26 protein-coding genes are annotated in these 23,964 nt (G+C 74.1%); 14 read left to right on the forward strand and 12 right to left on the reverse strand.

Annotated features, from left to right (window positions below; genetic code table 11):
• Positions 1-235: 235 nt before the first annotated feature.
• The 4 genes from AC07AL_RS10855 to AC07AL_RS10870 all read left to right on the forward strand — a co-directional run bounded on the left by AC07AL_RS10855 (position 236) and on the right by AC07AL_RS10870 (position 3,511).
• Positions 236-1,111, forward strand: coding sequence for an alpha/beta fold hydrolase (locus AC07AL_RS10855; RefSeq protein WP_363629529.1), 876 nt, complete (start codon positions 236-238; stop codon positions 1,109-1,111).
• 360 nt (positions 1,112-1,471) lie between these two features.
• Positions 1,472-1,630 carry a hypothetical protein gene (locus AC07AL_RS10860; protein ID WP_159398440.1) on the forward strand — a complete coding sequence of 53 codons (159 nt, stop codon included), beginning with the start codon at positions 1,472-1,474 and terminating at the stop codon, positions 1,628-1,630.
• A 310-nt stretch (positions 1,631-1,940) separates the two neighbouring features.
• A complete protein-coding gene (locus AC07AL_RS10865; protein ID WP_363586743.1) occupies positions 1,941-2,579 on the forward strand; it encodes a DUF6758 family protein in 639 nt (212 codons plus the stop codon).
• Positions 2,580-2,650: 71 nt separating this feature from the next.
• Positions 2,651-3,511 (forward strand): PHP domain-containing protein, encoded by an 861-nt coding sequence (locus tag AC07AL_RS10870; RefSeq protein WP_363586744.1) that lies wholly within the window; start codon positions 2,651-2,653, stop codon positions 3,509-3,511.
• 74 nt (positions 3,512-3,585) lie between these two features.
• Here AC07AL_RS10870 and AC07AL_RS10875 read toward each other — a convergent pair whose 3' ends face one another.
• Positions 3,586-4,227, reverse strand: a complete 642-nt coding sequence (locus tag AC07AL_RS10875) for a suppressor of fused domain protein (protein ID WP_363586745.1) — start codon at positions 4,225-4,227, stop codon at positions 3,586-3,588.
• 426 nt (positions 4,228-4,653) lie between these two features.
• On the opposite strand from AC07AL_RS10875, the gene corA reads away from it, so the two are divergent.
• Positions 4,654-5,775, forward strand: coding sequence for a magnesium/cobalt transporter CorA (corA, locus tag AC07AL_RS10880; RefSeq protein ID WP_363586746.1), 1,122 nt, complete (start codon positions 4,654-4,656; stop codon positions 5,773-5,775).
• 23 nt (positions 5,776-5,798) lie between these two features.
• On the opposite strand, the gene AC07AL_RS10885 is transcribed toward corA, so the two are convergent.
• Positions 5,799-6,731, reverse strand: a complete 933-nt coding sequence (locus AC07AL_RS10885; protein ID WP_400809854.1) for a DMT family transporter — start codon at positions 6,729-6,731, stop codon at positions 5,799-5,801.
• A gap of 160 nt (positions 6,732-6,891) precedes the next feature.
• On the opposite strand from AC07AL_RS10885, the gene AC07AL_RS10890 reads away from it, so the two are divergent.
• The 4 genes from AC07AL_RS10890 to AC07AL_RS10905 all read left to right on the forward strand — a co-directional run bounded on the left by AC07AL_RS10890 (position 6,892) and on the right by AC07AL_RS10905 (position 10,695).
• A complete protein-coding gene (locus tag AC07AL_RS10890; RefSeq protein WP_400809852.1) occupies positions 6,892-7,431 on the forward strand; it encodes a hypothetical protein in 540 nt (179 codons plus the stop codon).
• Positions 7,432-7,560: 129 nt separating this feature from the next.
• On the forward strand, positions 7,561-8,856 hold the full coding sequence (locus tag AC07AL_RS10895) for a magnesium transporter MgtE N-terminal domain-containing protein (RefSeq protein ID WP_363586748.1): 1,296 nt from the start codon (positions 7,561-7,563) through the stop codon (positions 8,854-8,856).
• 49 nt (positions 8,857-8,905) lie between these two features.
• The gene (locus tag AC07AL_RS10900; RefSeq protein ID WP_371522685.1) at positions 8,906-9,478 is read left to right on the forward strand and encodes a DUF1003 domain-containing protein; all 573 of its coding nucleotides are present in this window, start codon (positions 8,906-8,908) and stop codon (positions 9,476-9,478) included.
• Positions 9,479-9,534: 56 nt separating this feature from the next.
• Positions 9,535-10,695: an Mrp/NBP35 family ATP-binding protein gene (locus AC07AL_RS10905; protein WP_363586749.1), complete on the forward strand. Its 1,161-nt coding sequence runs from the start codon at positions 9,535-9,537 to the stop codon at positions 10,693-10,695.
• Between the two features lie 70 nt (positions 10,696-10,765).
• Here AC07AL_RS10905 and AC07AL_RS10910 read toward each other — a convergent pair whose 3' ends face one another.
• From AC07AL_RS10910 to sigE, 4 genes are all read right to left on the reverse strand, one after another.
• Positions 10,766-11,443 (reverse strand): hypothetical protein, encoded by a 678-nt coding sequence (locus AC07AL_RS10910; protein ID WP_063347930.1) that lies wholly within the window; start codon positions 11,441-11,443, stop codon positions 10,766-10,768.
• 222 nt (positions 11,444-11,665) lie between these two features.
• Positions 11,666-12,103: a sec-independent translocase gene (locus AC07AL_RS10915; RefSeq protein WP_363621459.1), complete on the reverse strand. Its 438-nt coding sequence runs from the start codon at positions 12,101-12,103 to the stop codon at positions 11,666-11,668.
• Positions 12,104-12,257: 154 nt separating this feature from the next.
• The gene (locus tag AC07AL_RS10920; protein ID WP_363586752.1) at positions 12,258-13,286 is read right to left on the reverse strand and encodes a zf-HC2 domain-containing protein; all 1,029 of its coding nucleotides are present in this window, start codon (positions 13,284-13,286) and stop codon (positions 12,258-12,260) included.
• Complete coding sequence (gene sigE / locus AC07AL_RS10925) at positions 13,283-14,011, reverse strand: RNA polymerase sigma factor SigE (protein ID WP_371522687.1); 729 nt, start codon at positions 14,009-14,011, stop codon at positions 13,283-13,285. The genes AC07AL_RS10920 and sigE overlap by 4 nt, the downstream gene beginning before the upstream one ends.
• Positions 14,012-14,323: 312 nt before the next feature.
• On the opposite strand from sigE, the gene AC07AL_RS10930 reads away from it, so the two are divergent.
• Entirely contained in the window at positions 14,324-14,932 is a 609-nt protein-coding gene (locus tag AC07AL_RS10930; RefSeq protein WP_350879900.1) for an O-methyltransferase, read from the forward strand.
• 177 nt (positions 14,933-15,109) lie between these two features.
• Here AC07AL_RS10930 and AC07AL_RS10935 read toward each other — a convergent pair whose 3' ends face one another.
• Entirely contained in the window at positions 15,110-15,277 is a 168-nt protein-coding gene (locus AC07AL_RS10935; protein ID WP_014137929.1) for a DUF3117 domain-containing protein, read from the reverse strand.
• Positions 15,278-15,573: 296 nt separating this feature from the next.
• Here AC07AL_RS10935 and AC07AL_RS10940 point away from each other — a divergent pair, with 296 nt between their 5' ends.
• Positions 15,574-16,374, forward strand: coding sequence for an enoyl-CoA hydratase-related protein (locus AC07AL_RS10940; protein WP_363586753.1), 801 nt, complete (start codon positions 15,574-15,576; stop codon positions 16,372-16,374).
• Positions 16,375-16,399: 25 nt separating this feature from the next.
• Here the strand turns inward: AC07AL_RS10940 and AC07AL_RS10945 are convergent, their stop codons facing one another.
• Positions 16,400-16,993, reverse strand: a complete 594-nt coding sequence (locus tag AC07AL_RS10945) for a DNA-3-methyladenine glycosylase I (protein WP_363586754.1) — start codon at positions 16,991-16,993, stop codon at positions 16,400-16,402.
• Complete coding sequence (locus tag AC07AL_RS10950) at positions 16,990-17,430, reverse strand: DivIVA domain-containing protein (RefSeq protein ID WP_363586755.1); 441 nt, start codon at positions 17,428-17,430, stop codon at positions 16,990-16,992. Before AC07AL_RS10950 ends, AC07AL_RS10945 begins: the two co-directional genes overlap by 4 nt.
• A gap of 178 nt (positions 17,431-17,608) precedes the next feature.
• Between AC07AL_RS10950 and folP the strand changes: the two genes are divergently transcribed.
• Complete coding sequence (gene folP / locus AC07AL_RS10955) at positions 17,609-18,421, forward strand: dihydropteroate synthase (protein ID WP_363586766.1); 813 nt, start codon at positions 17,609-17,611, stop codon at positions 18,419-18,421.
• Between the two features lie 36 nt (positions 18,422-18,457).
• On the opposite strand, the gene AC07AL_RS10960 is transcribed toward folP, so the two are convergent.
• The gene (locus AC07AL_RS10960) at positions 18,458-19,267 is read right to left on the reverse strand and encodes an LOG family protein (RefSeq protein ID WP_350879904.1); all 810 of its coding nucleotides are present in this window, start codon (positions 19,265-19,267) and stop codon (positions 18,458-18,460) included.
• Between the two features lie 123 nt (positions 19,268-19,390).
• Entirely contained in the window at positions 19,391-20,467 is a 1,077-nt protein-coding gene (gene dapE / locus AC07AL_RS10965; RefSeq protein ID WP_363586757.1) for a succinyl-diaminopimelate desuccinylase, read from the reverse strand.
• Between the two features lie 169 nt (positions 20,468-20,636).
• Here dapE and AC07AL_RS10970 point away from each other — a divergent pair, with 169 nt between their 5' ends.
• Positions 20,637-21,701, forward strand: coding sequence for a VldE C-terminal domain-containing protein (locus tag AC07AL_RS10970; RefSeq protein ID WP_363586758.1), 1,065 nt, complete (start codon positions 20,637-20,639; stop codon positions 21,699-21,701).
• Between the two features lie 280 nt (positions 21,702-21,981).
• Positions 21,982-22,749: a hypothetical protein gene (locus AC07AL_RS10975; RefSeq protein WP_363586759.1), complete on the forward strand. Its 768-nt coding sequence runs from the start codon at positions 21,982-21,984 to the stop codon at positions 22,747-22,749.
• 65 nt (positions 22,750-22,814) lie between these two features.
• On the opposite strand, the gene dapC is transcribed toward AC07AL_RS10975, so the two are convergent.
• The gene (gene dapC, locus AC07AL_RS10980; protein WP_400809891.1) at positions 22,815-23,906 is read right to left on the reverse strand and encodes a succinyldiaminopimelate transaminase; all 1,092 of its coding nucleotides are present in this window, start codon (positions 23,904-23,906) and stop codon (positions 22,815-22,817) included.
• Positions 23,907-23,964: the final 58 nt, after the last annotated feature.

Consider the following 23,964-nt stretch of genomic DNA (forward strand, 5'->3'; position numbering starts at 1 on the left):
TAGCCCCCTGTTTGCTTTCCTCCCCTCCGCTCTCGGGGGTTTTCCCCCTCCTCCCTGCCATCCCCCCCCCCCCCCCCGGGGGGGGGGGCCCCCCCCCCCCCCCCTCCCCCCCCCCCCCCCTCCGGCGTTCCGGCGTTCCGGCGTTCCGGCGTTCCGGCGTTCCGGCGTTCCGGCGTTCCGGCACAGGCTGGATAGGGTCGGGGTCACCGGCCAGTCGCCTGCAGGAGAGCAGCCCATGAGCACGCCGCCGTTCCTCACCCTTCCCCGCTGCGCCCGCGCGCTGCGGCTGTCCACAAGCCGCGGCGGGTTCGCCGCGCTGCGGGCCGAGCCGGACGGGCCGGTGCGCGGCTCGGCGCTGCTGGTGCCGGGCTTCACCGGCAGCAAGGAGGACTTCATCGCCCTGCTGGAGCCGCTGGCGGCGGCCGGCTACCGGGTGACCGCCGTCGACCAGCGCGGCCAGTACGAGACCGGCGGCCCGGACGACCCGGCCGCGTACGCCGTCGAGGCGCTGGGCGCGGACGTCCGGGCGCTCACCGAGGCCGTGGCCGCCGACGGCGGGCCGCCGCACCTGCTGGGGCACTCCTTCGGCGGCCAGGTGGTCCGGGAGGCAGTGCTGGCCGCGGCCGCGGACGGCCCGTCGCCGTGGCGCTCGCTGACCCTGATGTCCACCGGCCCGGGCGCGATCGACCCGGCCGAGGCGGCCCGTACCCAGCTGCTGCTGGACGTGCTGCCGGTCATGAGCCTGGAGGAGATCTGGCAGGTCATGCGGCAGATGGAGGAGGGCAGCGGGGACCAGAAGCAGCGCCCGGAGCCGGCCGTCGCGGAGTTCCTGCACCGCCGCTGGCTGGCCAACGTACCGCTGTCGCTGAGCGTCACCGGTGGCCATCTGGTCGCCGCGCCGGACCGGGTGGCGGAGCTGGCCGCCGCCACCGCCGGCCTGCCGGTGCTGGTGCTGTCCGGGGTGCGGGACTACGCCTGGCCGGTGCCGGAGCAGACCGGGATGGCGGAGCGCCTGGGGGCCCGCCGGGTGGTCGTCGAGGACGCCGGCCACTCCCCCAACGCCGAACGCCCGGCCGCCACGGCCGAGGCGCTGGCCGCGTTCTGGGCCTGAGCCGCACCGGTCCCGGAGAGTGGTCTGAACCACTTCTCGAAGTTCGACCGTCCTCAACACAGGACAAAAGTCGTTAGTTACGGTAATCTTTGATTCTGTCCGGGAATCATCGCCGGCCTCCGCGTCGGCGCGAATCAGCCGAAACCTGGACTTCACGGTCGGGCAACGACCCGGAAGCATCACCACGTCACCGTGGTTCACGAGGCACCAGGCAAGCAGGGGGAGCCCTTGCCGCAGCAGACCGCCGCACGTACGAACCGAACGATCCGGCCGCACCGCCGGACCCGCAGGACCCCGAAAGGGCTGGTACCCACTCAGCCGCAATCGCCCCGACCGACGGGGCAAGAAGAGGAGACGCCCATGACGAAGACCATGCGCTTCGAGATCGTCCGACTGGACGACGCCAACGGCTCCGCCGCCGACCGCCTGATAGCCGACGCCGAGACCGTCCGCGAGTTCGTCCAGGCCGCCGCCCGCACCGGTGAGCGCCTGCTCATCCGCCCGTGCCCGACCGTCTGACCACGCGCGGCGCCTCCGACCGGGAGCCCTCACCCGCCGCCGACGAGCCGGGAGCGTCCGATCCGGACGTTCCGATACCCGACTGACGCCCTGTCACCGCGATCGCCGATGACAGGGCGTCAGTGCGTCCGGGCCCTGGGCCCGTAGACGTTTGCCGCCGCCCGCCACGGGACATCCCCCAACGGGAACCGCCCGTGCCGCGCCGCCCCACCCGCGCCGAACGGGCCCCGCCACCGACAGGTGCCGCCGAGCCCTCCGTACGGGTGATCGTCCTTGACGCGGCGGTCCGGAGGGAGGAGCGTTGTCGCCTATGAGGGGCGAGCCAAGCTGCCCGAGGTGCGCCGGTCGGGTCCGCGCCCCCGGTCTGTTCTCAGACACCTGGCAGTGCGACCGGCACGGAGCCGTGCACCCGATGCAGCCCGTGCTGCCACCGAGCGTCGAAGCCCTGGGCGTCGCCGTCGCCCGCTCGCAGGTCCCCGTCTGGCTGCCCTGGCCGCTCCCGGTCGGCTGGCTCTACACCGGCATCGCCCACGTCGGCGACGACGTCTCCGGCGCCCGGGCCACCGCCGTCGCCTGCTCAGGACCGGCCCCGCTCGGCGGCTTCGGCGAGCTGGTGCTCGTCGCCGAGGAACTGGGGGTCGGCCTCGGCGCCCGCTACGCCGGGATGCCCGGGCCCGACCCGGGCGACTCCGTCGGCCTCTACAAGCCCGCCGACGCCAAACTGCTGGCCGCCGGGCGGCCCACCCCGATGTTCCACGTCCCGGACGCCCCGGTCGACCGCGCGGTGTTCGTCGGCGAGGCCCGCGGCCTCTGGCTCTGGGCCGTCGCCTGGCCCGAGCAGTCCGCCCTGGTGATGTACGACGAACTCGTCCTCACCGACCTGCGCGAGGCCGGCGCCGAACTGGACCTGCTCCCCTGCGGGGCCCTCTCCCCCCGCCTGCTGGGATAGGTGCTGTCCGGCCGGGGCCCGGCGCCCTGTCCTATCCTGGGCGGCACCCCGAGCCCTCAGGAGTCCGCCCCGTGCGCATCGACCTGCACGCCCACAGCAACGCCTCCGACGGCACCGACAGCCCGACCGAGCTGGTCGCGGCGGCCGTGGCCGCGGGCCTCGACGTCGTGGCGCTCACCGACCACGACACCGTCGCGGGCCACGCCGAGGCCGCCGAGGCGGTGCGCGCGCTGCCGGACGGCAGCCGGCTGACCGTCGTCCCGGGCGCCGAGCTGTCCTGCGTGGTGGGCGGCGTCAGCATGCACCTGCTGGCGTACCTGTTCGACCCGGACGAGCCGGAGTTCGCGCGCGAGCGGGAGCTGGTGCGCACCGACCGGTTCCGGCGCGGGCGGGCGATCGTCGAGCGCTGCCGCGAACTCGGCGCGGACATCAGCTGGGAGCAGGTGCAGCGGATCGCCGGGACCGGCTCGGTCGGTCGCCCGCACATCGCCAGCGCGCTGGTCGAGGCGGGCGTCGTGGCCACCGTGTCGGACGCCTTCACCGCCGAGTGGCTGGCCAACGGCGCCCGGGCGGACGTGCGCAAGCACGAGACCGACCCGATCGAGGCGGTCCGGCTGGTCCGGGCGGCCGGCGGGGTGCCGGTGTTCGCCCACCCCGGCGCGGTCAAGCGCGGGCGGACCGTCCCGGACCAGGTGATCGCCGACCTCGCGGCGGCCGGGCTGGCGGCGCTGGAGGTCGACCACACCGACCACGACGAGGAGACCAGGGTGCGGCTGCGCGGCCTGGCCGACGAGCTGGGGCTGCTGGTCACCGGCTCCAGCGACTACCACGGCAGCCGCAAGACCGTCCGGCTCGGCGAGCACACCACCGACCCCGCGGTGTACGAGGCGCTGCTGGCGCAGGCCACCGGCGCGAAGCCGATCGGCGGCTGAGGGCCGCGCGCCGGGGTGCGGGGGCGCGGCGGGAGCGCGGGGCCAGGACGGGAGACTCGTGACCTGAGCCCCGGTCAGTCCAGCCGGACGCCGCGGCGGTCCGGGTCGCGCAGGTCGGCGCCCTGCTCCAGCCAGCGCTCCTGGAGCGCGGCCGCGCCGTGCACCCGCTTCCAGCCGGCCTCGTTGGGCGTCATCGGCAGCAGCGGCAGGAAACGGACCGGGTCGGCCGGCTCGTCCAGCTCCAGGTCCGGCACCAGGCCGCCCGGCTCGGCGGCCAGCACCGAGGTGAACGGCGCGCCGTCCCACAGCGGGGCGCCGAGGTCCAGCGAGCCGCCGGGGGCCACCACCAGGCCCTCGACCTGCGGGGTCGCGGCCAGGGTGGCCAGGCTGCGCAGCACGCTGTCGCGCCCGCCGCGGACGGTCAGCACCAGTTCGGCGCGTGGGCCGCGCAGTTGGTCGGCCACCGGTGCGGTCGGGTCGGCCATCGGCGCGGCGGACATGCCGAGCGTCGCGTACCGGACCAGGCCGTCGGCGTCCGGGCCGAAGCGCAGCACCTCGATCCGGTCGGTGCCGAGGAAGGTGACCGCGGCGCGGCCGCTCGGCTCGCCGAAGGTGGTGATCAGCCGGGCCTCGACGGCGGCCAGCACCGCCTCCCGGGAGAGCGCCGGGGAGCTGCCGCCGTGGGGTTCGCCGAAGAGCGGGAAGTCGTGCGCCATGCCGGTGAGCGTAACCCCCGGGGGCGGGCCGGCCGTGTGCGGGCGGCCCGGGCAAAGCCTCGGGAAAGCCCGGGGCGCCGATGGTCGGTCAGATGTTAGGGTGAGCGACTGGCCACCGGGAATCCTCAGGTTCCCGGGGCGGCGGCACGAAGGAGGTGGTTGCGGTGGATACCGGCCGACCATGCAGTACCGGCAGCTCTACCCGGCCCCGACTTCCCCGCACCCCTCGCCACGCAGGCTGAACCGGCTGATCCAGCCGAGGTAGCCCGGGCAGGCCGGGCGCGGACGAACCGGCCGGGAGAGCACCCTCACCCCCCTTCACCGGTGTTCTTCGCCGTCGCACCACGGCCGCCCGCTCCTCCCCCGCCTTCCGACGGGGGGACCCCGACGCCGCTGTGCGGCGGCTCCTGTTCCAGGGAGCCTGCCATGTCGATGATCAACAGCCTGCGCGCCGCCGTCCGCACCAACCGCCGCCGTTCCGCGGCCGGCGCGTACGACGCCGTCCCGGCGGGCGCCGGCTCGGCGGTCGTCGACTGCGCGGTGTACCAGCACGGCAAGCGCCACGGCGAGACCTGCAGCCCCCGCGAGGCCGCCCGCCGGATCAAGGCCGCGCACCAACTCCCGGACGGGGACGGCTCGTTCAGCTGGATCGGGCTGCACGAACCGACCGAGGCCGAGTTCGAGGGCATCGCCCAGCGCTTCGGCCTGCACCCGCTCGCGGTCGAGGACGCGGTGCACGCGCACCAGCGGCCCAAGGTCGAGCGCTACGACGACGTGCTGTTCGCCGTCTTCAAGACCATCCGCTACGTCGAGCACGACCAGCTCACCCCGACCAGCGAGGTGGTGGAGACCGGCGAGTTGATGGTCTTCGCCGGGCGGGACTTCGTGATCACCGTCCGGCACGGCGGCCACGGCTCGCTGCAGGAGCTGCGACACCGGCTGGAGGCCGACGCGGACGAGTCCGGGCTGCTCGCCAAGGGCCCGTCCGCGGTGCTGCACGCGATCGCCGACCACGTCGTGGACAACTACCTGCTGGTCTCCGAGCGGCTGCAGAACGACGTGGACGAGATCGAGTACGGCGTCTTCTCGGCCAAGGGCGGGCGCAGCGCCGACGTCGGCCGGGTGTACCAACTCAAGCGCGAGGTACTGGAGTTCAAGCGAGCCGTGGTGCCGCTGCTGCGCCCGATGCAGCAGCTGTCCGAGCCGCTGCAGCGCCTCGTCGACCCGGACATCCAGAAGTACTTCCGGGACGTCGCCGACCACCTGGCCCGGGTCACCGAGCAGGTGCACGGCTTCGACGAACTGCTGAACTCGCTGCTCCAGGCCAATCTGGCGCAGGTCTCGGTGGCGCAGAACGAGGACATGCGCAAGATCACCGCCTGGGCGGCGATCTTCGCCGTGCCCACCATGATCACCGGCGTGTACGGGATGAACTTCGAGTACATGCCCGAGCTGCACCACAAGTATGGCTATCCGATGGTGCTCACCGCCATCATCCTGATCTGCGTCGGGATGTACCGGGGCTTCCGCCGCAACGGCTGGCTGTAGCCGCCCGCGGCGCCCGCCGGCCGCTACCGCCGGCCGCCACGGGCGACCAGGACCAGGCCCACCAGGATCAGCACCACCGCCGGATACGCCGCCACCGGGGGCCACTGGCCGAGCCAGAGGGCGGCGATCAGGGCCGCGCCCGGGGTCTCCAGCAGGATCGCCGTGGAGGTGATCGACGGGCCGAGGGTGCGCACCACGCGGTTGCTCAGCGAGTGGCCGAGCAGCTGGGCGGCGACCATCAGCAGCACGATCTGCCACCACACCCCGGCCGGCCAGCCGGCCAGCGGCGTCCCGGCGACCAGGCAGATCGCCAGCAGGCCCGCCGCCGTGGTGGTGTAGCAGACCAGCGTGTACGCGGTGGTGCTGACGGTCCTGCGGACCTCCGCGCCCAGCAGCATGTACCCGGCGGCGGCCAGGCCCGCGCCGAGGGCGAGCGCGTCGCCGAGCAGCGCGCGCGGGGAGAGCGAGAGGTCGACGCCGGTCAGCACCAGCACGCCGGCGAAGGCCACGCCCGTGCCGAGCCAGACCATCCGGGGGGCGCGGACGCCGAGCAGGCGCATCAGCAGGATGGTCCACAGCGGGGTGGTGGTGACCAGGGCGGTCGCCGAGGCCACCGAGGTCATCCGCAGGCTGGGCATCCAGAGCGCGAAGTGCACGGCGAGCAGTGCGCCCGCCGCGATCGCGAGCAGCAGCGCCCGCCGGCCGATCCCGCGCAGTTCGGCGCGGTGGCGCAGCAGCGCGTACGGGCCGAGGACGCCGACCGACATGACGTTGCGCCAGAACGCGATCGCCAGCGCGGGCGCGGCGGTGGCGCTGATCAGCGGGCCGGACAGCGAGATGCCGGCGATGGAGACGGCGAGCAGCAGCAGGTCGGCGGTGGGGAGCGGGTGCACCGGCTCGGTGGCGGTGGCGGTGGCGGCTGGTGCGGGGGCGGTCGCGGGCCGGGCGGCGGGCACGGCGCTCCTCTGCTGGTCACGTGGGCTGGGGCGAGGCGGGGACCGGGCTGAACCGGGCCGGGGCCGGGCGTTCCTACGGTAAGGCCCGTGGCAAGCCGATGGAACTGTCGCCCGACGGCTGAGACAACTCGTGGACGGCGGAGGTCGTACGCTGGGCGCCATGGACCGTACGCCCGCCGCCGCGACCGCCGACGACTTCCTCGACCAGGCCCTGCTGGAGGAGGCCGCGAAGAAGTCCGGCCTCCTCTGGGTCCGCGCGGACGGCCAGGAGCAGGCCCGCCCGCTCTGGCACGCCTGGCACGACGGCGCCGTGGTGGTGGTCGGCGAGGGCGGCGAGCAGCCGCTGCACGGCCTGACCGCCGGATCCGGCGCGGTGGTGACCGTCCGCAGCAAGGACAAGGGCGGCCGGCTGACCGGCTGGAGCGCCCGGGTCTCGGAGCTGGCCCCCGGCGGCGAGGCCTGGCTGGGCGCCGTCGAGGAGCTCAAGGGCAAGCGGCTGAACGCGCCCGACACCGACACCATCACCGACCGCTGGGCCCGCGAGTGCCGGGTGCTGCGCCTGGAGCCCGCCGGTGCGCTGACCGAGCGTCCGGGCACGATGCCGGACGTCTCGCACGCCGCCCAGCCGATGCCCACCGCGGCCACCACCCGCCGCCCCGTCCCGGCCGGCCTGCCCAAACTGCTGTTCAAGCGCCGCTAAAGATTCACGCCCGGGACTCCTCGGCTGTGTACCGTGCCTCGTCGGGCCGGGCTCGCGACACGCGGGTAGCCTTGCCCGCAGGTGCGCCCCGGCGTACCCGGCACGGCATCGAACGAGTCGAGGGAGTTCATGGCAGGGCCAGGCACCCGGGTCTTCATCTCCCACCTCTCCGCCCTCGCCGTCTTCGACCCGAACGGCGACCAGGTCGGCCGGGTCCGTGACGTCGTCGTCTCGCTGCGGCTGAGCGGCCGCCCGCCGCGGGTCCTGGGCCTGGTGGTCGAGGTGGTCGGCCGGCGCCGGATCTTCCTGCCGATGACCCGGGTGACCAGCCTGGAGTCCGGCCAGGTGCTCGCCACCGGCGTGATCAACCTGCGGCGCTTCGAGCAGCGCCCGTCCGAGACCCTGGTGCTCGCCGAACTGCTGGACCGCACCGTCACCTGGTCCAAGACCGGTGAGAACGTCACCGTGCTGGACGTCGGGATGGTGCAGACCCGGATGCGCGAGTGGGAGATCAGCAAGGTCTTCGTCCAGATCGGCCGGGCCGGCCGGCTGCGCAAGGGCAAGGGCGAGCGGCTCACCCTGGACTGGCAGGACGTCACCGGCTTCACGCTGCCCGAGCAGGACCAGGGCGCCGCCAACCTGCTCGCCACCTTCGACCAGCTGCGCGCCGCCGACCTCGCCAGCGTCATGCACCACCTGTCCGCCAAGCGCCGCGCCGAGGTGGCCGCCGCGCTCGACGACGAGCGGCTCGCCGACGTCCTGGAGGAGCTGCCCGAGGACGACCAGGTCGAGATCATCGGCAAGCTCAAGGACGAACGCGCCGCCGACGTCCTGGAGGCGATGGACCCGGACGACGCCGCCGACCTGCTCTCCGAACTGCCCGCCGACGAGGCCGAGCGGCTGCTCCAGCTGATGGAGCCGGACGAGGCCGAGCCCGTCCGCCGCCTGCTGTCGTACGAGGAGAACACCGCCGGCGGTCTGATGACCACCGAGCCGGTCGTGCTGGAGCCGGACGCGACCGTGGCCGAGGCACTCGCCCGCATCCGGGTCTCCGACCACAAGCCCGCGCTCGCCGCGCAGGTGTACGTCTGCCGGCCGCCGAACGAGACCCCGACCGGCAAGTACCTGGGCACCGTGCACTTCCAGCGGCTGCTGCGCGAGCCGCCGTACGTGCTGGTCGGCTCGCTGGTCGACGACGACCTGGACCCGCTGCCGCCGGACACCCCGCTGTCACTGATCACCAGCTACCTGGCGACCTACAACCTGGTGTCCGCGCCGGTCGTCGACGAGGCCGACCACCTGCTCGGCGCGGTGACCGTCGACGACGTGCTCGACCACCTGCTGCCGGAGGACTGGCGCGAGTCCGTCCTGCACGGCCACGACGACACGGACGGCACGAGGGAAGAGGTGCACGGTGGACGCTGACCGCAAGGGGCGGCGGGACGAGTCCCCCCGCCAACGCCTCCAGAGCGAACTGCGGGAACTGCGCCAGCTGCGCGAACTGCGCGGCCGGGAGGGCGGCCGGGAGCGGCGCGCCGAGATCTCCGTGGCCGGCCCGGCCCGCACCCGGCTCGACCAGCCCCGCACCGCCCGGCCCGGGCTGATCTCGCTGCCCGCCTACGACCCGGAGGCGTTCGGCAAGCTCTCCGAACGGATCGCGCGCTTCCTGGGCACCGGCCGCTTCATCGTCTGGATGACGGTGGTGATCATCATCTGGGTGGCCTGGAACACCCTGCTGCCGGAGAACGTGCGCTTCGACAGCTACCCCTTCATCTTCCTCACCCTGGTGCTGTCGCTCCAGGCCTCCTACGCGGCCCCGCTGATCCTGCTCGCGCAGAACCGCCAGGACAACCGGGACCGGGTCAACATGGAGCAGGACCGGGCCCGCAGCGACCGCAACATCGCGGACACCGAGTACCTGACCCGCGAGGTCGCGGCACTGCGGCACGGGCTCGGCGAGGTCGCCACCCGGGACTTCATCCGCTCCGAACTCCAGTCCCTGCTCAAGGAGATCGAGGAGCGCCGGGAGCCCTCCGAGACGCTGTGACCGGCGGCACGCCACCGTCGGGTTAGGGGATCCCCCGAGCGCCGTACCATCAAGGCATGGCCAACGAGACAGAGGTCGCGGCCGGCGTCACGGAGGAGTCCGTACGCCAGGCGCTGGCGACCGTCAACGACCCGGAGATCAACCGCCCGATCACCGAGATCGGCATGGTGAAATCGGTCGAGATCGCCGAGGGCGGCGTGGTGCGCGTCGCGGTCTACCTGACCGTCTCCGGCTGCCCGATGCGCGACACCATCGTCACCCGGGTCCGCGAAGCGGTCGGCCGCGTGCCCGGTGTGACCGGCGTCGAGGTCGAGCTCGACGTGATGAGCGACGAGCAGCGCAAGGAGCTCTCCCAGCTGCTGCGCGGCGGCGCCCCCGAGCGGGAGATCCCGTTCGCCAAGCCGGGCACGCTGACCCGGGTCTACGCCGTCGCCTCCGGCAAGGGCGGCGTCGGCAAGTCCTCGGTCACGGTCAACCTGGCCGCCGCGATGGCCGCCGACGGCCTGAAGGTCGCCGTCGTGGACGCCGACATCTACGGCCACAGCGTGCCCCGCATGCTCGGCGTCGAGGGCCGGCCCACCCAGGTCCAGGACATGATCATGCCGCCGCAGTCGCACGGCGTGAAGGTCATCTCGATCGGCATGTTCACCCCGGGCAACGCCCCGGTGGTCTGGCGCGGCCCGATGCTGCACCGCGCGCTCCAGCAGTTCCTCGCCGACGTCTACTGGGGCGACCTGGACGTCCTGCTGCTGGACCTGCCGCCCGGCACCGGCGACATCGCGATCTCGGTGGCCCAGCTGGTCCCCAACGCGGAGATCCTGATCGTCACCACCCCGCAGATGGCCGCCGCCGAGGTGGCCGAGCGGGCCGGCACCATCGCGGTGCAGACCCACCAGAAGATCGTCGGCGTGATCGAGAACATGTCCGGCATGCCGTGCCCGCACTGCGACGAGATGATCGACGTCTTCGGCACCGGCGGCGGCCAGACCGTCGCGGACGCGCTCACCCGCACCGTCGGCGCGACCGTCCCGGTGCTCGGCTCGATCCCGATCGACGTGCGCCTGCGCGAGGGCGGCGACGACGGCCGCCCGGTCGTGCTCGCCGCCCCCGACTCCCCGGCCGGCGTCGCCCTGCGCGCCGTCGCCGGCAAGCTCGGCGGCCGCCAGCGCGGCCTCTCCGGGCTCTCCCTCGGGCTGACCCCGAAGAACAAGTTCTGATGACGCGTCGCCGAAGGGGCCGGGTGGTTCGACCACCCGGCCCCTTCGGCGTACTCGGCGTCGTCGCGCCCTACGGGCGGGTGTAGGCGGTCAGGTCGGGGGCGGTGGCGAAGCCGGCTCCGTAGGCGCTGACGCCGCGGCCGTAGGCGCCGAGCAGGACGCCCGGGGCCTCGCCGGCGAGCACCCAGCCGTACTCGGACTCGCGGTAGCGGAAGGGCTGCGGCAGGCCGTTCACCGGGAGGCTGAGGGTGGACCAGCCGGGGCCGGCCAGGTCGTCGGCGAGGTCCCACGCGAGGGTGCTCTGCTGGTCCAGCCAGTCCTGGCGCAGCGCGCGGTCGAGCTGGCCGGGCCAGGTCGAGGCGAGCAGGCCCGAGCCGGCCAGCCAGGCGGCGGAGGAGGCGGAGGTCGCCTCCAGGGTGCCGGTGTTGTCGGCGCTGCGGCGGCTGTCCCGGCGGGCCACCGTGACCACGACCGCGAACCTGCGCATGTCGCGCGGCTCGTACTGCCTGGCCGGCTCCTCGCCGTGGCCGAGGCTGCCGTAGTCGACGCTGCCGGGCGCCCCGGCCCGGGGGCCTCCGGCGCCGGCCTGCATCAGGTAGCGGCGGCCGGTCCAGCCGTCGTCCAGGCCGTACCAGGGGAAGTCGGCGGACAGGTAGGGCACCAGCGGGTCCGCCGGGCCGGCCTGCCCGCCGACCACCGGGCCGCCGGCCGTGGCCGTCGTCCCCACCGCCTGACTCGTCGCGTCCATCCCCGGGCCTCCTCAAACACACGTTTGCCTGCCGTGGCGCGCTCCCATCGTGGCGTACCGCGGCGTTCCCGGGAGCCGTTCCTGGTCCGCGACAGCGCGGAATGTGACGGACGGCTCAGCGGGAACAATCAGCACAATAGCGGCGCACACGCCGCCGCCCCGCTCAGCCGGGCGGCCGGGCGGGGCGGTGGCGTGGTCGTACGGGGTGTGACCGGGGGCCGGTCAGGTCGCGTCGGGGTCGAACGGGGGCCGCTCGCCGGGCTGCAACGGCGCCCCGGTGGAGGCCGCCACCGGGGCGGCGGCCTTCTCGAAGCTGACGCTGCCGCTGCGGCCGTTCACCGGCGCCGCCGGCTTGTCGTCCAGGACCGAGCGGATGTCGAGCGAGTCCTTCATCTCCTTGAGGCCCAGCGGGTCCTCTTCGCCGCCCATGAGCTGCTTGCGGACGAAGGTCTTGGGGTTCAGGTCCTCGAACTCGAAGTCCTTGAACTCGGGGCCCAGCTCGCTGCGGATGTCCTCCTTCGCGTTGTCGGCGAAGGAACGGACCTTCCGGATGAAGCCCATGGTGTCCTGGATCAGCTTCGGCAGCTTGTCGGGGCCGAAGATGATGATCGCCATCACGGCCAGGGTCAGGATCTCCAGCCCGCCTACATCGCTGAACACCTAAGCTCCCTAGCTCGTCGGACGACGGTCCCTACAGGGTAATGGCCATCGGCGGGTCCATGGTCCACGCTGCGATGAAGCCGTGGTAAAGACCTGCCGATGGCCGAGATCGTCGCGACCGGGGCGCGAGCGGCGCTCTAGGTGCGGACAGGGCCTAGCGGGTCTGCTGGCGCAGTGCGGGCAGGCCGCCCGAGTTGCGCTCCGAGGCCGGCGGCGGCGTCGCGTCGCGGGTCGCGGCGACGGGGTGGGCCGGGAAGTCCACCGGGATCTGCGCGGTCATCGGGACCAGGCCCCCGCTGCGGCCCGTGCCGCCGCTGTTGCCGACCGTGCTGACCGGGTTGCCGTGCTGGTCCTCGCTCTGCGCGCTGAGGCCGCCGACCCCGCCGAGCGTGACCGCGGCGACCGAGAAGGCGCCCGCGGCGGCGAAGACGAAGCGGCGCCCGCGCGGCGCGGCGGAGCGTACGGCGGCGGCCGGGCGGGGCCGGACGGTGCTCTCGGGGCGGGCCGCGGCCTCGGGGCGGCCGTTGCGCCGGCCCATCAGGGGCCGCAGCACCGCGCCGCCGCGCCCGAACGCCCGCGGGTCGACCCCGGGCACCGGGGTGTCGGCGCCGAGCGCGCCCGCGCCGAAGGAGGCGCCTGCGCCGCGGCCGAAGGAGCCGCCGGTGAGCCGGCTGCCGCCGAGCGTGCCGCCGGCCGCGACCCCGCCGCCGGGCAGGTCGTCGTCGTCACCGCGGCTGCCGCGGCGGACGGGCCAGTCGGCGTCCGCCGGATCGTCCTCGGGCAGGCCGCCGACGGCCATCAGCCGGGCCATCAGGCCGGAGGAGGGGCCGGGGGTGCCGGTGCGGGTCAGCAGGTGCTTGACGGCCCGGCCCGCGTCGACCTCGGCGAGGCACTGCGGGCAGGTCGCCAGGTGGGCCTGGACGCGATCGCGCGAGTCGTGGCCGAGTTCGCCGTCCAGGAACGCGGAGAGGCGCTCACCGAGGTGGTGCTCCTCGGCGGCCGGCTCGGCGGGGCGCACCGGCACCGCGCGCAGCGCCGTCTCGCCCGGCAGCGGCAGCGCGGGCAGGACGGGCTCGCCCGGTTCGTCGCCGCCGCGGCGGCCGGGCAGGGCCCAGCCCCGCCTGGCCGCGGACCGGCCGGACGGGTCCGGCTGGCCCGGCCCGGACCGGCCGGTTCCGCTCACGATCGCCTCCGTCCGCGCGCACCCGGCGCGAGCGCGCCCTCGACGGCGGCGCCGACCGGCACCGGCTCCTCCGAGCCGCCGCGGCGCTCGCGCCCGGGGGCCGAGCCGGGGGCACGGTGCTTGAGCGCGGCGCGCAGGTGCGAGCGGCCGCGGTGGATGCGGCTGCGGACGGTGCCGAGCTTGACGCCCAGCGTGGCGGCGATCTCCTCGTAGGACAGTCCCTCGATGTCGCAGAGCACCACGGCGGCGCGGAACTCCGGGGCGAGGGTGTCCAGGGCGTGCTGCACGTCGGCGTCGAAGTGGGTGTCGCTGAAGTGCTGGGCCGGGCTGGGCTCGCGGGAGGCGAGCCGCTCGGCCGCGTCCTCGCCGAGCGCGTCGAAGCGGATGCGCTGGCGGCGGCGGACCATGTCCAGGAACAGGTTGGTGGTGATCCGGTGCAGCCAGCCCTCGAACGTGCCGGGGGTGTAGGTGGACAGCGAACGGAACACCCGGACGAAGACCTCCTGGGTGAGGTCCTCGGCGTCGTGCTGGTTGCCCGTCAGGCGGTACGCGAGGCGGTAGACCCGGGCGCTGTGCGCCTCGACGATCTCCTCCCAGGAGGGTGGAGTCCAGGTCTGCGCGTCGGGGCCCTCGGTGAAGGTCGCGAGGGCGGGGGCCTCGGTGGTACCGGCGGCCGGCGTCGCGGCGGCGGGCTGGTCCAGGTCGGAGTGCGCAGGCTGGTTCATCACGGGCTTCGGCGTACGGGCCGACGCGGTGCCGCGGGAGTGCCGCCGCACGGGGACGTCGCCCTCGGCCACACCTCCTCGGTCGGCTCTTCTGCCCAGCAGGGCCACCACCATATCCACCTCACCCGTCAAGCCCGGATAAAAGTGCCCGGGAGGTCTCCCGTACCCGGTCCTTCGTGACAACGGCCCGCCGCCGTACGCGGTTCCCGGTCGGCCAGTAATCTGTGCCAGGAAATATCGACTTCCCTCGGCACCGGGCCGTAACCCGGGGCTCCGAAAGAGGCAGCCATCAGCGAGTTCGGGCCCGCGCGTGTGGCCCTCGCCGACACCTACGTCGGCGAGGACGCGGTGCTGACCTACGCCCGGGCGCAGTCCGCGCGCACCGGGATACGGGCGATCGGGCCCAGCGGCGGGGCGTGCCTGCGGCTGCTGGCCGCGGCACTGGACGCCAAGGCGGTGGCCGAGATCGGCACCGGGACGGGCGTCTCCGGGGTCTACCTGCTGCGCGGCATGCGGCCGGACGGCGTGCTCACCACGGTGGACTCCGAGCCGGTGCGCCAGCAGCTGGCCCGCGAGGCGTACCACGCGGCCGGATTCGCGGCCAACCGCTCGCGGTTCATACCGGGCCGGGCGCTGGAGGTGCTGCCCCGGCTCGCCGACGGCCAGTACGACCTGGTGTTCTGCGACGGCGACCCGGCCGAGTCCAGGGAGTACCTGCTGGAGGCGATGCGGCTGCTGCGGCCGGGCGGGATGGTCTGCTTCGAGGGGGTGTTCCAGGAGGGCCGGCTGGCCGAGCCGGAGCTGCAGGACCCCCAGACGGGCGCGGTGCGCGACCTGGTCCGGGACGTCCGGGAGAGCGAGGCGCTGCTGCCGGCGCTGCTGCCGGTCTCGGACGGGCTGCTCTGCGCCATCAAGCGGTAGGACCGTCGAGCGGCAGGGCCGTCAGGCAGCCGGACCGTCAGGCAGCGGCCCCGCCGCCCCGGACCGCGGCCTCCGGGCGGCCGGGCAGGGCCCCAAACGCCGCGGGGCCCGGGCCGACATGACGTCGTACCCGGGCCCGGCAGCACATCTCCAGGAGATGACGAGCACCCGCTGCGGTCAGCCGCAGGCCTTCTTCAGGGCCTCGCCGAGGGCGTCGGCCTCGTCAGGTGTGAGCTCCACCACAAGGCGTCCGCCGCCTTCGAGCGGAACGCGCATGATGATGCCCCGTCCCTCTTTGGTGACTTCGAGCGGGCCGTCACCCGTCCGCGGCTTCATGGCCGCCATGCTCGTTCCCCTTCCTGCAACCGCTCAGCTACGCACCGGCAGTCCGTCCACCGCCGGTATCGAACGCATTGATCGGAAGCCATTATCCCGCATGCCGCGGGCTGATGACCAACATCACTCTCGGTGCAACATCGGCCGGACCGCCCCCAAGCGCCGCAATTGCCGTCATAAGCCCCGGCGTGGCGGCGGCGCGCGGGCCGTCGAAAGGTGCGATACCTCACACTCCCCACCCGGCCGTCCGCTCCGGCATCCTGGCACACGACCGACACCGAGCCGACCACAGGGAGCCCTCGCCCATGTCCGATTCCGTGCTGTACGAGCTGGACGGCGGCCTGGCCGTCATCACCATCAACCGCCCGGAGGCGATGAACGCCCTGGACGTCGCGACCAAGGTCGCGCTGCGGGACGCCGTGGCCGCCGCGGCCGCGGACCCGGCGGTGCGGGCGGTGCTGCTGACCGGGGCCGGCGAGCGCGCGTTCTGCGTCGGGCAGGACCTGAACGAGCACCTGACGGCGCTGAAGCGGGCCGAGGAGACCGGACAGAGCCCGCTGGGCACCGTCGCCGAGCACTACAACCCGCTGGTGCGGGCGCTGGCCGGGATGCGCAAGCCGACCGTCGCCGCGGTCGGCGGGGTGGCGGCCGGCGCGGGCGCCTCGCTGGCCTTCGCCTGCGACTTCCGGGTCCTCTCCGACCGGGCCGGCTTCAACACCGCCTTCGCCGGGATCGCCCTGACCGCAGACTCGGGCGCCTCCTGGACGCTGCCCCGGCTGGTCGGGCACGCCAGGGCCACCGAGCTGCTGATGCTGCCCCGGACGGTCAAGGCCGCCGAGGCGCTGGATCTGGGCCTGGCCACCAGGGTGGTGCCGGCCGGGGAGCTCGCCGCCACCGCGCGGGCCTTCGCCCGGGAGCTGGCCGCGGGCCCCACGGTGGCCTACGGCGCCATCAAGGAGTCGCTGGCGTACGGCGCCTCGCACTCGCTGGACGAACTGCTCGACAAGGAGGACGAGCTGCAGACCCTGGCCGGCGAGAGCGAGGACCACCGGATCGCGGTCCGCGCCTTCATCGCCAAGGAGAAGCCGACCTACCTGGGCCGCTAGGGCGCGCCCAGCGGCCCTCTTCGGATCACACCGGGCGCGCGGTGCGGACGTGGCAGTCCGCCAGGTGGTCGTCGACCAGGCCGCAGGCCTGCATCAGGGCGTAGGCGGTGGTCGGGCCGACGAAGCGGAAGCCCTCCTTCTTCAGGGCCTTCGCGAGCGCGGTCGACTCGGGCGTGACGGCCGGCACCTCCCCCATCGTGCGGGGGGCCGGCCGGTCCGGGGCTCCGGCGAACCGCCAGATCAGCGCGTCCAGCCCGCCGTCCAGGTCGCGGGCGACCCGGGCGTTGGCGATGGCGGCCTCGATCTTGGCCCGGTTGCGGATGATGCCGGTGTCGGCGAGCAGCCGCTCCACGTCCGCCTCGCCGAACTCGGCGACCGCGGCGATCCCGAAGCCGGCGAACGCGGACCGGAAGCCCTCCCGGCGGCGCAGGATGGTCAGCCAGGACAGCCCGGACTGGAACGCCTCCAGGCAGACCCGCTCGAACAGGGCGTCGTCGCCGTGCACCGGACGGCCCCACTCGGTGTCGTGGTAGGCCCGGTAGTCGTCGGTCGACTCGCCCCAGGCGCAGCGGCGCAGGCCGTCCGCGCCGAGCACCGCGCCCTCGGCGAGAGCGGTCACCGGTCGTTCACCGGCTTCGCGTCCTCGGGCCGCTCCTGCTCGGGCCGCTCCTTGGTGAGCGCGACGGCCGGTTCGACCACCTTCGCGAACTCCTCCAGGCCGGGCAGCGGTTCGGCGCCGGCGTCCGGGCCGTCGGTCGCCTCGACCGCGCCGCGCAGGTGCCCTGCGGCCTCCAGTTCGGCGATCCGCGAGTCGCGGTAGGCGAGTTCGGCGCCGAGGCGGTCCAGGACGTCGTCGACCTCGTCCATCCGGTAGCCGCGGACGGCCATCGGCAGCCGCAGGTCGTCCACGTCCGCCTTGCTCAGCGGACGGTCCTGCGGCAGCCGGGCGGCGATGCGGTCCTGCACCGCCTCCGGCATCGAGCCGCCCCCGCCGAGCGCCACCAGCGCGGCGCCGCCGACCACCACGGCCATGGCGACCACGATCACCCAGAACACGAGCTGTCCTCCCGAACTCCCGGCCGGCCTGCTGCGAAGTGCCCCCGACCAAACTGATCATGACAGCATGGTCCCTGTGAGGCCGGGGGCCATCATCGCACCCGCAGCAGCTGTGGAGGAGACATCGGTGGCACTGCGCCTGGGACCGCGGGAATTCGGTGACGACGAGCTGGTGATCATGGCGATCGTCAACCGGACGCCGGACTCGTTCTTCGACAGGGGGGCGACCTTCGCGGACGAGGCCGCGTTCGCCGCCGCCGACCGCGCGATGGCCGAGGGAGCGGCGATCCTGGACATCGGCGGGGTGAAGGCCGGGCCCGGTGACGAGGTCACGGTGGAGGAGGAGCTGCGGCGCACCGTGCCCTTCGTGGCCGAGCTGCGCAAGCGCCACCCGGAGGCCGTGATCAGCGTCGACACCTGGCGGCACGAGGTCGGCGAGGCGGTCTGCGAGGTGGGCGCCGACCTGCTGAACGACGCCTGGGGCGGGGTGGACCCGAAGCTCGCCGAGGTGGCCGCGCGCCACGACGTCGGGCTGGTCTGCACGCACGCGGGCGGCGCCGAGCCGCGCACCCGGCCGCACCGGATCGGCTACCAGGACGTGATGGCGGACATCCTGCGGGTGACCGTCGGGCTGGCCGAGCGGGCGGTGGGGCTGGGTGTGCGGCGGGACGCGGTGATCATCGACCCGGGGCACGACTTCGGCAAGAACACCCGGCACTCGCTGGAGGCCACCCGGCGGCTTCCGGAGATGACCGCGACCGGCTTCCCGGTGCTGGTCTCGCTGTCCAACAAGGACTTCGTCGGCGAGACGCTGGACCGGCCGGTGAACGAGCGGCTGCTCGGCACCCTGGCCACCACCGCGGTCTCGGCCTGGCTGGGCGCGCAGGTCTACCGGGTCCACCAGGTCGCGGAGACCCGCCAGGTGCTGGACATGGTCGCCTCGATCCGGGGCACCCGCCCCCCGGCGGTCGCCCGCCGGGGGCTGGCGTAGGCGGCCCGGAGGGCCGGGGGCCCAGGCCTGTCCGGCCTAGATCTGGTTGGTCGGCCGGCGGGTGTCGGCGAGGATCTTCATGACCTCGTCGATCTCGTCGGTGATGTGGAACAGCTCCAGGTCGTGCGGGGCCGCCTTGCCCTGCGCGACCAGGGTGTTCTTCAGCCACTCGTAGAGGCCGCCCCAGTACGCGCTGCCGAAGAGGATCACCGGGAAGCGGGTGACCTTCTTCGTCTGCACCAGGGTGAGCGCCTCGAACAGCTCGTCCAGCGTGCCGAGCCCGCCGGGCAGGACCACGAAGCCCTGGGAGTACTTCACGAACATCGTCTTGCGGACGAAGAAGTAACGGAAGTTCAGCCCGAGGTCGACGAACTCGTTGAGGCCCTGCTCGAAGGGCAGCTCGATGCCGAGGCCGACGCTGAGGCCGCCGGCCTCGGAGGCGCCGCGGTTGGCGGCCTCCATGGCACCCGGACCGCCTCCGGTGATCACCGCGTAGCCGGCCTCGGCGAGGGCCCGGCCGATGGCCACGCCGGCCTCGTACTCGGGCGAGTCGGCCGGGGTCCGGGCGGAGCCGAAGACGCTGATCGCGGGCGGGAGTTCGGCGAGGGCGCCGAAGCCCTCGACGAACTCGGAGGTGATCCGCAGCACCCGCCACGGATCGGTGTGCAGCCAGTCGGTCGGGCCGGTGGTGTCCAGCAGCCGCTGGTCCGTGGTGCTCGTGCCGACCTGGTCCCGGCGCACCAGCACCGGGCCCTTCTGCTTCTCGGGCCAGGCCTTCTTCTTCCGCGGCGCGCCGACCTGCTCGGGGCCGTGTCCGTAGTGCTTCTCGTCTCCTGTGCCTGTCATGACGAAACCCTACGTCCGGTGATCCCGGTTTTCAGGCAACAGGGGAAGGTCGGTTGGGCGACCGGAAGATGGCGCTCAGCCGATGATCGGCCGGTCGGACCGGCCGATCATCGGAACGGCACCTCAGCTGGTCAGCCAGGCCCGCAGCCGCTCCTCGGTCTCCGCGATGGCGCTCAGCGAGCAGTGCTCCTCCCGCTTGTGCGCGAGGTTCGGGTCACCGGGGCCGTAGTTGACCGCCGGGACGCCCAGCGCGCTGAACCGGGCGACGTCGGTCCAGCCGAACTTGGCCCGGGCCTGGCCGCCGGTGGCCTCCAGGAAGGCCTGGGCGGCCGGCTGGGCGAGCCCGGGCAGCGCGCCCGGGGCGAAGTCGGTGACGGTCAGCTCGAAGCCGTCGAAGACCTCGCGCACGTGCTTCTCCGCCTCCGCCTCGCTGCGGTCCGGCGCGTAGCGGAAGTTGACCGTCACGACGCACTCGTCCGGGATGACGTTGCCGGCCACGCCGCCGTCGATCCGGACGGCGTTCAGGCCCTCCCGGTACTCCAGGCCGTCGATCTCCACCCGGCGCGGCCGGTAGTCCGCGAGCCGGGTGAGCACCTCGGCGGCGTGGTGGATGGCGTTGTCGCCGAGCCAGCTGCGGGCCGAGTGCGCGCGCACGCCGGTGAGCCGGATCTGCGCCCGCAGGGTGCCCTGGCAGCCGCCCTCGACGACCGCGCCGCTCGGCTCCATCAGCACCGCGAAGTCGGCGGCCAGCCAGTCCGGGCGCTCCCTGGCGAGGTGGCCCAGGCCGTTGCGGTGGGCCTCCACCTCCTCGCAGTCGTAGAACACGAAGGTGAGGTCGCGGTTGGGCTCGGGCAGGGTGGCGGCGAGCCGCAGCTGGACGGCGACGCCGGACTTCATGTCCGAGGTGCCGCAGCCGTAGAGCAGGTCCCCCTCGACATGGGAGGGCACGTTGTCGGCGATCGGCACGGTGTCCAGGTGGCCGGCGAGCAGGACGCGCTCGGGGCGGCCGAGGGTGGTGCGGGCGACCACGTTGTTGCCGTACCGGTCCACGGTCAGGTGCGGGTAGCCGCGCAGCGCGGTCTCCACGGCGTCGGCGAGCGCCTGCTCGTCGCCGCTCACCGACGGGAAGTCGACGAGCCGGGCGGTCAGCGCGCCGCCGTCGAGGGTGAGGTCCAGGGGCGTCGGGTTCGGGCTGCTCATGGCGCCAGCCTAGTCCGCGTGGTGTGCACCCCGTGTGGCGCTTCCGTGACGCGGCGCGCGCGGGCCCGCCCCGGAGCGAGCGGACCGGCAACCGCAACCGGGTGGCGCCGCACACCCGTCCGAGTGGGTACGGTGTCGGATCAAGAAGCAAGGCGCGAGAGGGGCGACGGTGGCCAGGAGAAAGAGCGGCGAGGAGCTGGGCGAGGAGTTGGCGCCCCCCCGCCGCGGTCCACTGCGCGCGCTGTTGCTCGTGATCGTCGGCCTGCTCGGCCTCGCGCTGGTCGCGGGACTGGCCGTGGTCGGCATCTGGTGGTTCGGCTTCAAACAGGGCGAGCCCGAGGGCTGCTCGGTGAAGACCGCGGCCGGCAGCGGCACGCTGGAGCTCCCGCAGGCGGCCAACGCCGCGACGATCGCCGCGGTGGCGCGCTCGCGCGGACTGCCGGACCGGGCGACGACGATCTCGCTGGCCACCGCGATGCAGGAGTCCAAGCTGCGCAACCTCGCGGGCGGCGACCGGGACTCGATCGGCCTGTTCCAGCAGCGGCCCTCGATGGGCTGGGGCACGGCGCAGCAGATCGGGGACCCGGTCTACGCGACCAACAAGTTCCTGGACGGCCTGGTCAAGGTGCCCGGCTACACCCGGCTGCCGCTGACCGACGCGGCCCAGGCCGTGCAGAAGAGCGGCTACCCGCAGGCGTACGCCAAGCACGAGACCAAGGCGACGCTGCTCACCTCGGCGCTGGCCGGCCGGGAGCCCGGTTCGTTCTCCTGCGTGGTGCACGACTACGCCAAGCCGGATCCGGTCGACTCGCCCTCCCCCACGGCGGGCTCCACCGTCTCCCCGGCCGCCGTCCAGCCCACCGCCGCGGACCGGGCCCAGGTGCTGTCCGACCGGGTGCGCCGCGAGTTCGGCCGCACCGTGACCCCGGCCACCGGGTACGCCTCGACCATCAAGGGCGCCGAGAACGCGGTCTCGCTCACCCCGGACCCGTCCGCCGCCGCGCTGACCTCCTCGACCGACGGAACCGACGACGGAATCACCGCCGAGCGGGCGAGCGGCTGGGAGGTCGCCCACTGGGCGGTCGCCCAGGCCCAGCAGCTGGGCATCGCGACGGTCGCCTACGACGGGAAGATCTGGCGCAAGACCAAGTCGGAGGACGGCTGGCAGCCGCAGACCTCCGGGACGTCGACCAAGCTCGTTCAGGTCACCCTCGCCACGTCCGACAAGGGCTGACGCACTGACGTTCGGGTGGCCGCCGGACGGGTGAATCCGGTCAACCCCGGTGGACCGGGAGCCCGCCGTGGCGGCCCCGCCGGAGAACCGTCACTCCCCTTGCCCGGCGCCGGGCCCACGGGGCCGTACGGACCCCGCCAGGCGCCGTCACGGCGGTCCTACGATCCGATGGTCGGTCAGACACTTTCCTGGTCCAGGCCGAAACCATCTGGCTTCTCAAGCGGTAACACCGTCAGTCCGCCCGGCGGACGTGACGGACCCAGACCCTCCGAGGAGCCCCATGTCTCACCCCCTCACGCGACGGATCGCCAGCGCCGCGCTGCTCGTGGCGGCCGGCGCGACCCCGCTGGTCGCGGCCGGCTCCGCGTCCGCCCTGGGCGGCGACGCCCTGCTGCCCAAGAGCGACCTGGCCGCGCCGCTGGGCCAGCTGACCAACACCGACACCGGTTCCACCCTCCAGCACACCACCCACCAGCTGGGCCAGGCCGCCGGCAGCACCGGCGCCGCCACCGTCGCCGCGGGCGTACCGGCCTCCGCCGACGCCGCCGGCAACATCGTCGCCCACCAGCTCCCCGAGGCGAACGAGAAGGCCAGCTCGCTGACCGCCCCGGTCGACCAGACCGCCGCCACCACCGGCCAGCTCTCCGCCGTCACCCCGAAGGTCGCCTCCGCACTGGCCGGCAAGCTCGGCGAGGCCGTCACCGGCAAGGGCGTCGGCACCCGCAGCGCCGCGGCCAGCCCGGTCGGCGGGCTCGCCCAGACCGGCGCCATCGCCAAGGGCCTGCCCGGCGCCGACAAGCTCGCCGGCGCCGTCCCCGGCACCAACGCCGTCACCGACGCGCTGCCGCTCGGCTCCGTCGCGCGCGCGCTGCCCGCCCTGCCCGGCACCGACGTCCTGGGCCTGGCCGAGCACGGCTCGGCCAACCGCCTCGGCGGCGCCGACCTCGGCCCGAACAACCCGCTGTCCGGCCTCACCGGCGCGCTCGGCCCGATCGGCGGCCTGCTGGGCGGCGTGAACGGCGGCAGCATCAGCGGCCTGCCGCTGTAACCCGCCCCGGGTACGGCGAAGGGGCCGGTGTTCCGCTCTCGGAACACCGGCCCCTTCGGCGTCGGTCAGCGGGCCGCGTTCAGCCGCTCCACGGCCGCGGCCACCCGCTCGTCGGTCGCGGTGAACGCGACCCGGACGAAGCACTCGCCGGCCGGCCCGTAGAAGTCGCCAGGCGCCACCAGGATGCCCAGTCCGGCCAGCTCGGCCACGGTCTCCCAGCACGGGCGGTCCTGCGTCACCCACAGGTAGAGGCTCGCCTCCGAGTGCTCGACCCGGAAGCCGTACGCCTCCAGCGCCGCCCGCAGCGCCGAGCGCCGGGCCGCGTACCGCTCCCGCTGCTCCGCCACGTGCGCGTCGTCCGACAGCGCCGCGATCGTCGCCGCCTGGACCGGCGCCGGCACGATCATGCCGCCGTGCTTGCGCACCTCCAGCAGCTCCCTGACCACCACCGGGTCGCCCGCCACGAAGGAGGCGCGGTAGCCGGCCAGGTTGGAGCGCTTGGAGAGCGAGTGGACGGCCAGCAGGCCCTCGTGGCCCGCGCCGCAGACGTCCGGGTGCAGGACCGAGACCGGCTCGGCGGACCAGCCCAGCTCCAGGTAGCACTCGTCGCTGACCAGCAGCGCCCCGTGCTCCCGGGCCCAGGCGACCGCCCGGCGCAGCTCGTCCGCGCCGAGCACCCGGCCGGTCGGGTTGGACGGCGAGTTCACCCAGAGCAGGCGGACCCGCGAACCGTCCAGCTCGTCCACCGAGTCGTACTCGACCGGCTCCGCGCCGCACAGCCGCGCGCCCACCTCGTACGTCGGGTAGGCCAGCCGCGGGTAGGCGACCTGGTCGCCCGGGCCGAGGCCGAGCTGGGTCGGCAGCCAGGCCACCAGCTCCTTGGAGCCGACGGTCGGCAGCACGGCCTGCGGGCCGATCTCGGCGCCGCAGCGGCGGTGCAGCCAGCCGGCGATCGCCTCGCGCAGCTCCACCGGGCCCCACACCGTCGGGTAGCCCGGCGTGTCGGTGGCGGCGGCCAGCGCCTTCTGGATCACCTCGGGGACCGGGTCCACCGGGGTGCCCACCGAGAAGTCGCAGAGACCGCCCGGGTGGGCCAGCGCGGTCGCCTTGTACGGCTCCAGCTTGTCCCAGGGGAAGACCGGCAGGAGGTCGGACAGCCTTCCTCGGCCAGATGGGCGGCGCGCCGCCCCCGGGTGACCCGGGAACGGCGCGCGC

The organism is Kitasatospora sp. NPDC043949, from assembly GCF_056435365.1.